This window comes from Micromonospora sp. RTGN7, from assembly GCF_033804645.1.
Classification (GTDB): domain Bacteria; phylum Actinomycetota; class Actinomycetes; order Mycobacteriales; family Micromonosporaceae; genus Micromonospora.
The window spans coordinates 636,390-650,065 of record NZ_JAPZLF010000001.1; the positions used below are offsets into that span (position 1 = coordinate 636,390).

The 13,676-nt window shown below is 71.4% G+C and carries 10 protein-coding genes; 5 read left to right on the plus strand and 5 right to left on the minus strand.

Annotated features, from left to right (window positions below; translation table 11 throughout):
* Positions 1 to 62 precede the first annotated feature (62 nt).
* The 4 genes from SNR22_RS02735 to SNR22_RS02750 all read left to right on the plus strand — a co-directional run bounded on the left by SNR22_RS02735 (position 63) and on the right by SNR22_RS02750 (position 4,445).
* Entirely contained in the window at positions 63 to 1,067 is a 1,005-nt protein-coding gene (locus tag SNR22_RS02735) for a diacylglycerol/lipid kinase family protein (protein WP_320064793.1), read from the plus strand.
* Positions 1,060 to 2,061: a YihY/virulence factor BrkB family protein gene (locus tag SNR22_RS02740; protein ID WP_320064794.1), complete on the plus strand. Its 1,002-nt coding sequence runs from the start codon at positions 1,060 to 1,062 to the stop codon at positions 2,059 to 2,061. Before SNR22_RS02735 ends, SNR22_RS02740 begins: the two co-directional genes overlap by 8 nt.
* Positions 2,062 to 2,141: 80 nt before the next feature.
* Positions 2,142 to 3,632, plus strand: coding sequence for a phosphatase PAP2 family protein (locus SNR22_RS02745; protein WP_320064795.1), 1,491 nt, complete (start codon positions 2,142 to 2,144; stop codon positions 3,630 to 3,632).
* 9 nt (positions 3,633 to 3,641) lie between these two features.
* Entirely contained in the window at positions 3,642 to 4,445 is an 804-nt protein-coding gene (locus SNR22_RS02750) for an endonuclease/exonuclease/phosphatase family protein (RefSeq protein ID WP_320064797.1), read from the plus strand.
* Positions 4,446 to 4,848: 403 nt separating this feature from the next.
* On the opposite strand, the gene SNR22_RS02755 is transcribed toward SNR22_RS02750, so the two are convergent.
* On the minus strand, positions 4,849 to 5,811 hold the full coding sequence (locus SNR22_RS02755; RefSeq protein ID WP_320064799.1) for a TIGR03557 family F420-dependent LLM class oxidoreductase: 963 nt from the start codon (positions 5,809 to 5,811) through the stop codon (positions 4,849 to 4,851).
* 442 nt (positions 5,812 to 6,253) lie between these two features.
* On the opposite strand from SNR22_RS02755, the gene SNR22_RS02760 reads away from it, so the two are divergent.
* Positions 6,254 to 7,645 (plus strand): cellulase family glycosylhydrolase, encoded by a 1,392-nt coding sequence (locus SNR22_RS02760; protein ID WP_320064800.1) that lies wholly within the window; start codon positions 6,254 to 6,256, stop codon positions 7,643 to 7,645.
* 531 nt (positions 7,646 to 8,176) lie between these two features.
* Here the strand turns inward: SNR22_RS02760 and SNR22_RS02765 are convergent.
* Genes SNR22_RS02765 through SNR22_RS02780 form a run of 4 tightly spaced genes read right to left on the minus strand, consistent with a single transcriptional unit; the run spans position 8,177 to position 13,520 of the window.
* Positions 8,177 to 10,315, minus strand: coding sequence for an alpha-galactosidase (locus SNR22_RS02765; protein WP_320064801.1), 2,139 nt, complete (start codon positions 10,313 to 10,315; stop codon positions 8,177 to 8,179).
* Positions 10,312 to 11,217 carry a carbohydrate ABC transporter permease gene (locus SNR22_RS02770; protein ID WP_320064803.1) on the minus strand — a complete coding sequence of 302 codons (906 nt, stop codon included), beginning with the start codon at positions 11,215 to 11,217 and terminating at the stop codon, positions 10,312 to 10,314. Before SNR22_RS02770 ends, SNR22_RS02765 begins: the two co-directional genes overlap by 4 nt.
* Positions 11,214 to 12,170, minus strand: a complete 957-nt coding sequence (locus SNR22_RS02775; RefSeq protein ID WP_320064805.1) for a sugar ABC transporter permease — start codon at positions 12,168 to 12,170, stop codon at positions 11,214 to 11,216. Before SNR22_RS02775 ends, SNR22_RS02770 begins: the two co-directional genes overlap by 4 nt.
* A gap of 24 nt (positions 12,171 to 12,194) precedes the next feature.
* Positions 12,195 to 13,520, minus strand: a complete 1,326-nt coding sequence (locus SNR22_RS02780; RefSeq protein WP_320064807.1) for an ABC transporter substrate-binding protein — start codon at positions 13,518 to 13,520, stop codon at positions 12,195 to 12,197.
* Between the last annotated feature and the right edge of the window lie 156 nt (positions 13,521 to 13,676).

Sequence of the window (13,676 nt, forward strand, 5' to 3'; positions counted from 1 at the left end):
GTGCGCGCAACCTCACCGGTCACCGGGTCGCCGCCCGGTCGGAGTTGCTGCACACTGGCGCCGTGGAAGCTGAGCGCAACGCGCGATCGGCCGCTGTCGAAGGCGGGCTACGCTCCGCGGTGGTGGTCAACCCGGTGAAGGTCCCCGACCTCGACGAGCTGCGGAAGACCGTCGACGCCGCCCTCACCGCCGCCGGTTGGCCCGAGCCGCTGTGGTTCGAGACCACCCCCGAAGACCCGGGCCGAGGCCAGACCGAGGAGGCCGTCTCCGCCGGCGTCGACGTGGTCTTCGCCTGCGGCGGCGACGGCACCGTGATGTCCTGCGTCAGCGGCCTGGTCGGCACCGACGTGGCCCTGGCCGTGCTGCCCCAGGGCACCGGCAACCTGCTCGCCGCGAACCTCGGCCTCTCCACCGACCTGGCCGCCGGGCTGGAGGTGGCCGTCGAGCGTGGCCGCCGGCAGCTCGACGTCGGCGCGGTCGAGGACAACTACTTCGCCGTGATGGCCGGTATGGGCTTCGACGCCCAGATGCTCGACTCCACCTCGGAGACCACCAAGGCCCGCATCGGCTGGCCCGCGTACGTCGTGGGAGCCGCCCGGCACCTGCGGGACCGGCCGATGAAGGTCTCCATCCGCATCGACGGCGGGCCGCCGCTGCGCCGCCGGGCCCGCTCCGTGCTGATCGCCAACGTCGGCCGGCTCCAGGGCGGGGTCACCCTGCTCACCGACGCCGAACCGGACGACGGCTGGCTCGACGTCGCCGTGCTCACCCCGCGGACGCTGCGGCACTGGCTGGCCATGGGCTGGGCGCTGGTCCGGCGTCGAGGCAGCGTCCCCGGGATGGAGGTCTTCCGGGCCCGCAAGGTGGAGATCACCAGCAACCGGGCGCAGCCGCGCGAGCTCGACGGCGACCTCATCTCCCCCGGCCGGCGGCTCGTGGCGGAGATCCGCCCCCGCTCGCTCTGGCTCTGCGTGCCGCAGCCCGAGCAGACGCCGGACCTGGCCGTCGACGCGGACGCCGCCGGGAAGCGAGGCGAGGAACTGGTCGAGGAGGCCCGCCGTGAGTAGCACCAGGATCGTGCCCGAGACCCGGCTCATGGCCGACGAGGAGCTCTCGGCGGACGACGCCTGGCGCACCCTGCGCCGACAGGGCGGCTGGTGCCTGCTGCGGGACGCGTTCGTCCGGTTCCGCTACGGCGACGGGTTCAGCCACTCCCGGGCGTTCGCGTTGCAGCTCTGCCTCGCCGTGGTGCCGTTCCTGATCGCCCTCACCGGCCTGATCACCGACCTCGGCGCCAACGCGGGCGGCGAGGTGGTAGCCGACACCGTCCTCGCCCTGACCCCCGGGCAGAGCGAGGCGATGGTGGAGGACCTGCTGGTTGACAGCGAGCGCACCGAGGACGCCGGCGAGTTGGCGCTGACCCTCGGGTTGCTCACCGGCCTCTTCGCGCTCACCACGACGATGGCGCAGATCGAGCGCGGCGCGAACCGGATCTACGGCGTCGAGCGGGACCGCCCGGCGCTGTGGAAGTACCTGCGCGCCGTGCTGCTCGCGATCGTCGCCGGCGTCCCGGCGCTGACCGGCTTCCTGATCCTCGTCGGCGGCGGGGCGATGGGCGACTCGGTGCGGCGGCACTACGAGTGGGGCGAGTTCGTCTACCGGGTGTGGGACGTGGTCCGCTGGCCGCTGAGCCTCGGGCTGACCGTGCTCGCCGTGGCCCTGCTGTTCCGGCACGCCCCCCGGCGCAAGCAGCCCGGCCTGTCCTGGCTCTTCTTCGGCGCGGGCATCGCCACCGCGCTGTGGTGGCTCGCCAGCCTGCTGCTCGCCGCCTACGTGCAGGTCAGCGACGGTTTCGGACAGACGTACGGCGCGTTGACCGGGATGATGGCGCTGCTGCTCTGGGCCAACCTCACCGGCATGGCGCTCTTCGGCGGGTTGGCCTTCGCCGCCCAGTTGGAGGCGATGCGGATCGGCGTGCCGGAACCGGCCAAGCCGGACCTGTGGCAGCCCGAGGCCGAACGCGAGGAGCTCCACGACACCGGCGAGATGACCTCGCTCTGACCGGGGGGAGACATCCCCCGGTGTACGCGAACCGCGGATCGGGTACACCGCCTCGCCAGGACAGAAAAAGGAGGTGCGGGGTGACCGCGGTCAAAGAGGTGGTGCGGCGGCCACTCGGCCATTTCGCCGAGCGGAGCATCGCCGGGCTGGTGGCAGTCACCGGCGCCGGGGTCGCCTTCGGGCTGCTGCTGATGCTCGTACGTTTTCGATGGAGCCCGCTGCACCGGGCCGACCACGAGGCCGCCGAGTGGTTCAACGGGCTCGTCGCGCCGCACCACGCACTGGTCACCGTGCTCCAGGCGATCACCGACCTCGGTGGGCGGCCGGTGCTGATCTGGCTGGTCAGCGTCGCCGTGATCGGGCTGCTGATCCGGCGGCGGTCCCGGCTGGCCGTGTACCTGATCATCACCGGGGTGGGTGGCCTGATCCTCGACCCGTCGCTGAAGGCGCTGGTCGGCCGGCTCCGCCCGGTGGTGGACGTGCCGATCGCCAGCGCCCCCGGCAACAGCTTCCCCAGCGGCCACGCCCTCGGCTCGTTCGTCGCGTACGGGGCGCTGCTGCTGGTCTTCCTGCCGGCCATGGCGCCCCGCTGGCGCAAGCCCGCCATCGCCATCGCCGCCGTGTTGGTGGCGCTGATCGGGCTGACCCGGATCGCGCTGGGCGTGCACTTCGTCTCCGACGTGCTCGGCGGCTGGCTACTCGGCGCGGCCTGGCTCGGCGTCACCGCGTACGCCTTCCGGTTGTGGCGGCGCGAGCGTGGCCGGCCGGTGCCGCCGCTGACCGAGGGCCTGGAACCCGAGGCGGGGCACGACATCGCTCCCGCCCCGGCCGAGGAACACGTGCTGGAGCACCCGCGCTCCACCGTCGCCGAGCTGCTGGTCGGCTGGGTGCTGGTGTTCGGCGTGCTGTACGCCTTCGGCACGTTCGTCAGCTACCACGCCAAGGACACCTTCTTCGGCACCCTCGACACCGAGATCCCGCGCTGGTTCGCCGAGCGGCACACCGACGGGTGGACCGAGGTGAGCTGGTGGTGGAGCAAGTTCGGCGACACCCACGCGATCCTGATCGTCTCGCTGGTGTTCTGCCCGTTGGTGCTGGCGGTGTGGCGGCGCTGGCGGCCGGTGCTCTTCGTGGCGCTGGCGATGTTCGGCGAGCTGACCCTCTTCCTCGCCTCCGCCCGGGTCGTGGATCGGCCCCGCCCGCCGGTGGAGAACCTGGACGGGCAGATGCCCACCTCGTCGTTCCCGTCCGGGCACATCGCCGCCACCATCTGCGTCTGGCTCGCCATCGCGGTGATCGTGTTCCCCCGTACCGATCGCTGGTGGCGCTGGATCTTCGTGGCCCTGGCCGTGATCATGCCGGTCGGAGTGGCCACCTCCCGGATCTACCGGGGCATGCACCACCCCACCGACTTCATGGGCGCGATCCTGCTCAGCGCCCTGTGGATCGGGCTGCTCTACTGGGCGATCCGCCCCAACGCCGACCTGGCCGAGGGTAGCCAGCCGGCCATCGCCGCCGATCAGGTCGACGAGTTGGACGACGAGCTGGCCAAGGCCGGCCGGGCGGACTGACCGGCGCCCATGCTGCGGGTGATGACCTGGAACATCAGGACCGGCGGCCGGGACCGGACCGGTCCCGGCCGGCTGGGCCGGGTGGCCCGGGTCGTCGCCGCGCAGCGGCCGGACCTGCTGGCCGTGCAGGAGCTGCGTGGCTTCGACACCGGCGACGTGCTGGCCGGGTTCGCCGCCGAGGTGGGCATGCGGGCGTACCTGGCCCGATCCTGTCTCGGGCAGCCGGTGGCCGTGCTGGTCCGCCCGCCGCTGCGGGTCCTCGCGGCGGCACCGGTGCGCCGCCCGTTCCACCACGCCGCCGTACGGGTCACCGTGGCCACCGACGCCGGACCGTTCACCCTGCTGAGCGCCCACCTCGACCCGTACTGCGGGCTCCGGCGGCGGATCGAGGCCGGCTGGCTGGCCGCCGACGTCCGCCGGGCCCCCGGGGCGCTGACGCTGCTGGCCGGGGACCTGAACACCCTCGACCCGGAGACCGACCACACCGAACGGGTAGCTCGGTTGCCCCCCGCGTACCGCCGCCGTCACCTGCGCCTCGACGGCCGCACGGTGGAGACCCGGGCGGTGGCCCGGCTCGCCGCCGCCGGCCTGGTCGACCTGCACGGCGCGCTCGCCCCCGGCGACGCCGGGCTGACCGCGCCCACCCGGCACGGCGGCGGGACGGAGTTCTCAGGGATGCGGCTGGACTACCTCTTCGGCACCGCGGCCCTGGCCCGACTGGCGCGGGCCTGCGCGGTGCTGCGCGGCGGCGAGACCGAGTACGCCTCCGACCACTACCCGCTGCTCGCCGACCTCGACCTCAGCCCAGCCTGACCACCCCACCCCACCCCGCTGCCCCGCCCCTGCCTGATCTTGCACTTCGGGCCCCGCCCCCACCCCCGGATTTCGTCGATCTTGCACTACGGGCCCCGACGAAAGGGGTAAAAGCCTCATCGCGGGGGCCGGGAGTGCAAGATCGCGGGTGTGGGGTGTGGGGTGTGGGGTGTGGGGTGTGGGGTGTGGGGTGTGGGGTGTGGGGTGTGGGGTGTGGGGTGTGGGGTGTGGGGTGTGGGGTGTGGGGTGTGGGGTGTGGGTACGCCGTGACCGCGACGAGCTGCCCACTCGCTGGGCGGCCCGGCGGCGGGTCGCTGGGCGGCCGGGGCGAGCCGCAGTTGCGCCCGGGTGAACCCCACCGGCGCGACCTCGACGGAAGTACCCGTCGGGCGGGCCGGTGCCGTCACAGCGCGCGGAGCCGGGGGAGCAACTCCTCCCGGGCCCAGTCGAGGAACCTCGGCTGGGTGTCGCCGCCGACCTGGACGAGCGCCACATGGGTGAAGCCGGCGTCGACGAACTTCTTGAACGACTCGACGTGCTCCTCGACGTTCGGGCCGCAGGAGATGCCCTCGGCGACGTCCTCCTCGCGGACGAACTGGGTGGCGGCGGCGAACGAGTCCGGCCCGGGCAGGTCGGCGTTGACCTTCCAGCCCATCCCGAACCAGCGGAACTGGTCGTGCACGATCTTGCGGCACTCCGCCTCGTCCGGGCCATAGCAGATCGCCACCTGGCCGAACCGGGGGCGGCCGGCGCCGCCTGCCTCGTCGTACAACTGGATGAGGTGTGGGTCCGGCTCGGTGGCGACAAGGCCGTCGGCGTGGTCGGCGGCCAGCATCGCCGACTGCCGCCCGGATGCGGCCACCGCCATCGGCACCGGCTGGGCCGGCCGGTCCCAGACGTACGCGTCGGGCACGTCGTAGTGGTTGCCGGAGAAGGTCAGGGTCTCGCCGTTGAGCAGCGGCCGGATGATCTGCAACGCCTCCTCGAACATCTCGTGCCGCTGCTGCACGTGCGGCCAACCGCCGACGACGTGCTCGTTGAGGTTTTCCCCGGCGCCCAGGCCGAGGGTGAACCGGCCGTCGGAGAGCACCCCGATCGTGCTGGCCTTCTGCGCCACGACGGCGGGGTGGTACCGGCGGATGGGGCAGGTCACGAAGGACATCAGCTCGGCCCGGCTGGTGGCGTGGGCGACCGCGCCGAGCACCGACCAGGCGTACGGGGCGTGGCCCTGCGAGTCCAGCCAGGGGTAGTAGTGGTCGGAGATCACCAGTTGGTCGAAGCCGGCCGCCTCGGCGCGCACCGCGTAGTCGACCAGCTCCTTGGGGCCGGACTGCTCGCACATCAGGGTGTAACCGACCTTGACCATCGTGGTGTCTCCTTCGCTCTGCCGATCGTCATCGGTTACCCCGCCCGTGGGCGGTCAACCCCCGGGTCCGGCCGCGCCGGCCCGCTTGACCGGTTCGCGACCGGCGGTCCTCGCCGTCGACCGGCGCAGACCGGCCCGCAGTCGGCGACCTCGTGAGGGAGCCGGCCCGGCCGTACCTTAATCGGTTAAGAGCCGAACCTCGCCTCCGCCGGTACGCGGTGCACACTAACCGTGGCGGGTCGCGAGGGTGCAGAGGTCGCCACGGGGCGCCCCGGTCCGGGCGGCCGGCTACTGAACCGGTTGCGCTGACTGGGGGGATCGGCCTACGCTGATCCCTGCGCCGTCGGGAGCCGGACGGCGGCTGACGGGCCAGCCGCCTTCCCTGCGTCACCACCACCGCACCCCCACCTGGGCACGGGGGTGACCCTCCCTGAGGAAGGCCATGAGAAAACGTCTCTCCGTCGCGGGCGTCGCCCTGCTGACGGTTCTCGCCGCCGTGTTCGCCTTCGGGCAGCCGGCGCACGCCGCCGCCGGCTTCTCCGTCGTCAACGGCAAGCTGTACGACGCCAACGGCACCGAGTTCGTCATGCGCGGCGTCAACCACGCCCACACCTGGTACGCGCAGCAGACCAGCTCCTTCGCCAACGTCAAGGCACTCGGCGCGAACACTGTGCGGGTGGTGCTCGCCACCGGCGACCGCTGGGCCAAGAACGACACCGCCGACGTCGCCAACGTCATCTCGCTCTGCAAGGCCAACAAGCTGATCTGCGTGCTGGAGGTGCACGACACCACCGGCTACGGCGAGCAGAGCGGCGCGATCACCCTCGACCGGGCGGTCGACTACTGGCTCAGCATCTCCAGCGCCCTCGCCGGCCAGGAGAAGTACGTCATCGTCAACATCGGTAACGAGCCGTACGGCAACCAGGGTTACGGCACCTGGGCCACCGACTCGGCCAACGCGATCAAGCGGCTGCGCACCGCCGGCCTGACGCACACCATCATGGTCGACGCCCCGAACTGGGGTCAGGACTGGTCGTTCACCATGCGCGACAACGCCGCGTCGGTCTTCGCGGCCGACCCGATGAAGAACACCGTCTTCTCCATCCACATGTACGGCGTCTTCGACACCGCCGCGGAGATCACCGACTACCTGGGCCGGTTCCGCACCGCGAAGCTGCCGATCGTGGTCGGCGAGTTCGGCTTCGACCACTCCGACGGCAACCCCGACGAGGACACCATCCTGTCGTACAGCCAGGCCAACGGGATCGGCTACCTGGGCTGGTCGTGGAGCGGCAACGGCGGCGGCGTCGAATACCTCGACATGGCCACCAACTTCAACCCGGCCGCCCTGACCACCTGGGGCCAGCGGATCTTCAACGGCGCCAACGGCATCAGGGCGACGTCGAGGGAGGCGTCGGTGTACGGCGGCGGCCCCAACCCGACCACCCCGCCACCCACCACCCCGCCACCCACCACGCCCCCACCCACCACGCCCCCGCCCACGACCCCGCCACCCACCACACCCCCGCCGACCGGCGGCTGCACGGCGACGTACACGATCGTCAACCAGTGGGCCGGCGGCTTCCAGGGTGAGGTCAGGGTGACCGCCGGCTCCGCCGCCATCAACGGCTGGACGACGAGGTGGACCTACGCCAACGGCCAGACCGTCAGCCAGTCCTGGAACGCCACGGTGACCAGCAGCGGGTCGACCGTGACCGCCCGCAACGTGGATTACAACGGCCGACTCGCCGCCAGGGCCAGCACCACCTTCGGCTTCCTCGCCAGCGCCACCGGCACCAACGCCGTTCCCGCCGTCACCTGCACGGCAAGCTGACCGACCGCACCACCGGTGGCCGGGTCCACCCGGACCCGGCCACCTTCCTCTCGGGTACGTGGACCCGGCCGCCTCTGTTTCCGTTACGCCGGACGCCGGACGCCGGACGCCGGACGCCGGACGCCGGACGCCGGACGCCGGACGCCGGACGCCGGACGCCGGCGCGGACCTGCGGGTGACACCGGCACGACCACCTTTGCTTTGCTGCCCCCTGTGCAACGTTCGCAGAGCGTTGCGCCTCCGGCCGTCTGATCGTGCTGGCTCGGGACGTGCAGCGACCACGCGATGCACGGGCTGTGCGGTGCAGCGGCTGTGCGGTGCTGGTGTTGCGTTGGCGGCAGCAGAGCAAAGGGGCGAGTTTGGTGACCCACCTGGCATCCCGGCCTGCCTCCGCCGTCGAAGCTCGCAAGGCGGACTCCGGATACGGGCCCGCTAGGCCGCGAGGGTTCGTCGCCCGTCTTGAGCGTGGAGTGCAGTGGCCGCGGGCTCGATGACTGCGGGCAGTCCGTCGGAGCGGTCGACACCTCGCCGTCAGCCGACCGCGTCAACCTCCAGCAGCAGGGTCTGCTCGGGGTGCAGGGCGGGGACCTGGAGGCCGACCGACTCCAGCACCGCACCGGGGAGGGTGACCCCGTCGGGCAGCCAGCCGGGCTCGGCGAGCTGCAACACGGCCGGCTCCGGCACGCCGGCCACCGGCCGCACCGTGTACCGGCGGGCCCGGTCCAGCCCCGGCAGCCGTACCGAGCCCGGAATCTGGGCGACCGAGGTGGCCAGCCGCGCCACGGCGTACACCGCCCGGGAACCGTCGGCGGCGGCGACGCCGTGGGCCCAGACGGCCGGGTCCGGGTGGTCGACCCGGACCACCCGCCCGGAGTGCAGCAGCGGGCGCAGCCGCTTGTGCAGCGCCACCCAGGCGGCCAGTTCGGCCCGCTCCAGGTAGCCGACCGCGCCGATGTCCCACTCGATACCGAAGTGGCCGAAGAGCGCGGTGGCGGCCCGGAACCCCAGTTCGTGTACCCGGCCTGTGGTGTGCGATCGCTCCGGCCCGACGTGGCTGCCGACCAGCTCCGGCGGGAGCAGCAGCCCGGTCCAGCGCTGGATGGCCAGCCGCTCCAGGGCGTCGTTGCAGTCGCTGGCCCAGACCCGGTCGGTGCGGCGCAGGATCTCCAGGTCCACCCGCGCGCCGCCGGACGAGCAGCTTTCGATCTCCACCCCCGGGTGGCGGCGGCGCAGCTCGTCGAGGAGCCGGTAGACGGCGAGGGTCTGCGCGTGCACCCCCGGCCGGCCGGCGTGGCCGGCCTCGGTGAGGTCCCGATTGTGGTCCCACTTCAGGTACGCGATGCCGTCGTGCCCGGTGAGCAGCGCGTCGAGCAGCCCGAGCAGGTGGTCGTACGCTTCGGTGCGGGCCAGGTCGAGGACCTGCTGGTGCCGCCACGGCGGTGGCAGCCGGCCGGGCGCGGCCAGCACCCAGTCCGGGTGGGCGCGGAACAGGTCGGAGTCCGGGTTGACCATCTCCGGCTCGACCCAGAGGCCGAACTGCATGCCGTGGCCGCGCACGTGGTCGATCAGTGGTTGCAGCCCGTTCGGCCAAACGGTCTCGTCGACGTGCCAGTCGCCGAGCCCGGCCCAGTCGTGCCTGCGGCCCCGGAACCACCCGTCGTCGAGCACGAACCGTTCCACCCCGACCGGCGCCGCGTGGTCGGCGAGGGCCCGCAACCGGTCCAGGTCGTGGTCGAAGTAGACCGCCTCCCACACGTTGAGGGTCACCGGGCGCGGGGAGCGGGGATGCCCCGGCCGGGCCCGCAGGTGGGCGTGCAACGCGTCGCTGAGCCCGTCCAGCCCGGTGCCGGACCAGGCCGCGTAGAGCAGGGGAGTGGTGTACGACGCGCCGGGGGCGAGTCTCACCTCGCCCGGGGCGAGCAGTTCACCACCGCCGAGCGTCGACTCGCCCGCGGGCCGCCGCTCGGCGACGGTGACGTGGTCGCCGCTCCACGCGGTGTGCACCGCCCACACCTCGCCGTGGCGGAACCCGAACCCGGCCGTCCCGGCGGCCAGCAGCAGCGTCGCGTCGTGCCCGGTCCGGCCGTGCCGGCCCTCCCGGACCCACGCGCCCATCGGCCACGGGTGCCGCTGCGGGCTGCGTTCCCGGCACCACCGGCCGGTCAGGTCGAGCAGTTCGACCGCGACCGCCGGGACCGGTAGCACCGGGGTCAGCTCCCGCAGCTCGTATGGGGAGTCGCCGTCGTTGCGCAGCGCGTGCCGCAGCAGCACCAGCCCGGTCGGGTCCAGCTCGACCTCGACGGTCAGCGCCAGCGCGGCGGCCGGGTCCGTCGCCGCCACGGTGACCCGGGCGGAGCCGGTCGGGTCGTCGTCGGTCACGTCGAGGGCGTCGAGCCGGAACGCCGTGGAGAAGGCACCGCCGTCGCGGTGGCCGGCCAGCCCCGGCCGGCCGCTCCAGCCGGCGCTGGCCTCGGGCAGCAGGGACAGCACGGTCGGCTCGTCGAAGCTGCTCGGCACCACCGGTGCGGCGACCGCGTCGACCAGCGCGGAGAGGTCATCGGCGGCGAGCGGGCCGAGCTCGGCGCCCCAGTGCGCGACCCGGGGCAGCCCGGGGCCGCGCGCGTCGAGCACCAGGCTGGTTCGCGCCCGGCGCAGGTGGACGATCGTCATCCCTTGGAGGCTCCCAGCGTGAGGCCCCGGACGAACTGCTTCTGCAACAGGAAGAAGATCACCAGGGTGGGGATCGCGACCAGCACCGAACCGGCCGAGACCAGGTTGTTGTCGGTGAAGAACTCGCCGCGCAGGTTGTTCAGCGAGCTGGTGACTGGGAACTTGTCGCCGGTGCGCATCAGCACGGTGGCCCAGAAGAACTCGTTGTAGATCCAGGTCACCTCCAGGGTGGCCAGCGCCGCCAGCGCTGGACGGCACAGCGGCAGGGTGACCTGCCAGTACTGCCGCCACAGGCTGGCTCCGTCCATCATCGCCGCCTCGTAGAGCTCGTACGGCAGGGCCTTCATGTAGTTGCTCAGCACGAAGACGCAGAACCCGCACTGGAAGGCGACATTGATCAGGATCAGCCCCCAGTAGCTGTCGTAGAGCAGTTCCGAGTCGCTCATGAACGCCGGCAGCGGCACCTCGGTGAAGAGCCGGAACAGTGGGATCAGCAGGGCCTGCTGGGGCAGCAGGTTCGCCGCGGTGAACAGGCCGAGCAGGACGAGATTGATCTTCCAGCTGAACCGGGCGATCACGAATGCCACGCAGGAGGCCAGGAAGAGCACCAGCACCACGGCCGGGACGGTGATGTAGGCCGAGTTCAGGAAGTGCTTGCCGAACTCGGCGGTGCGCCAGGCGGTGACGTAGTTGTCAAGGGTCCAGCCGCCGAGGGACACGTAGCCGTTGACGGCGGTGTACTCGTAGGAGCGCAGCGAGGTCAGCACCGCCCAGAGGATCGGGAAGAGCCAGCCGAGGGCCACCGCGCCCAGGAAAAGGTGCAGGACCACCCGGCGGGGCCGGGCCGGGCGGCGTCCGGCGGCCCCGGGTTCGCGGGTCAGGGTCGGGGTCGCCGCGGTCATCTCCGGTCCTCCCGCATGACGGTCGCCAGGTAGACGGTGATGAAGACCAGGGAGACCAGCAGCATCAGCGTCGCCAGCGCCGAGCCGAAACCGATCCGGCTCGCCTCACCGACCACGTTCTGGGTCACCAGCGCCGAGATCAACTCCAGTCCGTTGCGGCCCTTGTTGACCACCCAGACCAGGTCGAACGCGCGCAGCGACTCGATCACCGTCACCACCAGCACGACGATGTTGATGGGCCGCATGACGGGGAAGACCACCTTGAAGAACGTGGTGGTCTCGGAGGCCCCGTCGACAGCGGCGGCCTCCCGCAGCGACGGGTCGACCCCCTTCAGCCCGGCCAGGTAGAGCAGCATGACGTAGCCGACGTGCCGCCAGCCAGCGGCCACCAGGACCGCCCAGATGTTGACGTCCGGGTCGCCGTACCAGTCGGTTTCCGTGCCCAGCACCGCGTTGAGCAGGCCCTGGTCGCGGGAGTAGATGAGTTGCCAGATGAAGCCGATCAGCGCCATGGAGATCACCACCGGCAGGTAGAGCGCCGTCTGGTAGAACCGGCTGCCCCGGATCTCCTTGTCCAGCAGGACCGCCAGGTACATGCCGAACGGGGTGGCGACCACGAAGAGCGCGGCCAGCCAGAGCAGGTTGTTCTGCACCGCCGGCACGAACGGCGGATAGTTGTTGATCACGTCGGAGTAGTTGCGGCCACCCACCCACTCGATCTCGTCGAGCGGACCGATGCCGTCCCAGTTCGTGCCGGAGAGCACCACGGTGGCCGTCGCCGGGAGCCAGACCAGGCCGACGACCAGCAGCAGCGGTACGAGCACCATCAGCGTGACGACCACGCGGTCGGTGCGGGACAGGAGCCGTAGCCGACGGCCACGACCATCCGTGGGGGTGGCCGTGGCCGGCGTCGGCGCGGCGCGATCCGCATGGATCGGGGGCAGGTCGGACACGGTGTCCTTCCCCTCTCGCCGTCGTCAGTCGGTGAAGATCGACTTTTTCTGGTTCTCGATGCTGCTGAGCAGCCCGCCGATGTCTTTCGGGTCCTTGATGAACTGCTGGAGCGCCGGGATGATCACGGTGGAGGCGAAGTCCGGCCGGGTGTCCCGGTCGAGGAACTGGGCGATCTCGGTGGCCGAACCGACCAGTTCGGCGGCCTTCTTCTGCAGGGCGGTGTAGCCGCTGGTCGTCGCGCCGGCGTTGGCGACCAGGGTGGCCGGATCGTTCTGGACGGTGACGTCGGCGGCCTCCTTCGAGCCGAGGTACTCCAGCAGCTTTCTGGCGTTCGCCTCGGACTTCGGCCGGCGGGCCATCATGTAGCCGTCGATCGGCGCGTCCAGGGCGGTGGCCCCGATCGCCGGGTCGATCTCGGGGAAGGTGAAGAAGTCGAGGTCGTCCTGCTCCTCGTTGCTGAACTGCTGGCCGACGAAGAGGCCGAGCAGGTACATGCCGGACTTCTTCTGCTGCAACGACTGGGCTGCCTCCTGCCAGGTCCGGCCGAGGCTGTCGGCCTGGTGCAGCGGCAGCAGGCCGGCCCAGGTGTCGAAGACCTTCTTCACCTTCTCGGAGGTCCACGCCTCCTTGCCGGCCATCAGGTCGATGTGGAACTGATAGCCGTTGATACGCAGGTTGAGGATGTCGAAGGTGCCCATCGCCGGCCAGCCGTCCTTGTCGGCGAAGGCGATCGGGGTGAGGCCGTCCTTCTTCATCTGCGCACCGAGGGCGGTCAGCTCGTCCAGGGTCTTCGGCGGCTGGTAGCCGCGCTGCTGCCAGACCGACTTGCGGTAGAAAACGGCCCACGGGTAGTACGTGGTCGGCACGAAGTACTGCTTGCCGTCGTCCCCGGTCGACGCCTTCTTGAACGCCTCGGAATAGCCGGCGAGCAGGTTCCAGATGTCGCTGAGGTCGCTCGCGAGGCCGCGCTGGGCGAAGAACCGCATCCGGTACCCGGCGAACCAGGTGAAGACGTCGTCCGGCTTGCCCTGGAGGTAGTTGTTGATGTTCTCCTGGAAGGTGTTGTGGTCGACCGTGTTGACGGCGATTCGAAGGCCGGACGAGATCTGGAATCCGTCCACGACCTTCGCGACGACCTCCTTGGGCTTCGGGTCGGACTGGTTGCTGCCCAGCGACACCGTCTTGACCTCGGATCCGCCGGAGTCCGAGCCGCAGCCGGCGAGCAGGCCGGTGCCGAGCAGCGCGGTGGTGCCGGCCGCGCCGGCCAGCAGCGAACGACGGTTGAGGCCGGCCACGGAGGGGGGTACGAGTCGGGCGAGGTATTCGGCTCGGGTGCGGGGACGGGACATGATGCCTCCTTTGATCACCCACCCGGATCCATCACGAATCCACATTGGCGAACACGAATTGCCAGTGGCGCCTCAAGCTACTCGTCCACCGGGCGCTGTCAAGGGGGCGCCGACGGCTTGACAACAGGCCAAGGATCATGACGTCGCTCGATGTTT

Excerpts from the sequence above, each read along its gene's own strand:
- SNR22_RS02750 (WP_320064797.1), top strand. The coding sequence starts at position 3,642 with ATGCTGCGGGTGATGACCTGGAACATCAGGACCGGCGGCCGGGACCGG.
- SNR22_RS02755 (WP_320064799.1), bottom strand. The coding sequence starts at position 5,811 with ATGGTCAAGGTCGGTTACACCCTGATGTGCGAGCAGTCCGGCCCCAAG.
- SNR22_RS02760 (WP_320064800.1), top strand. The coding sequence starts at position 6,254 with ATGAGAAAACGTCTCTCCGTCGCGGGCGTCGCCCTGCTGACGGTTCTC.
- SNR22_RS02765 (WP_320064801.1), bottom strand. The coding sequence starts at position 10,315 with ATGACGATCGTCCACCTGCGCCGGGCGCGAACCAGCCTGGTGCTCGAC.
- SNR22_RS02770 (WP_320064803.1), bottom strand. The coding sequence starts at position 11,217 with ATGACCGCGGCGACCCCGACCCTGACCCGCGAACCCGGGGCCGCCGGA.
- SNR22_RS02780 (WP_320064807.1), bottom strand. The coding sequence starts at position 13,520 with ATGTCCCGTCCCCGCACCCGAGCCGAATACCTCGCCCGACTCGTACCC.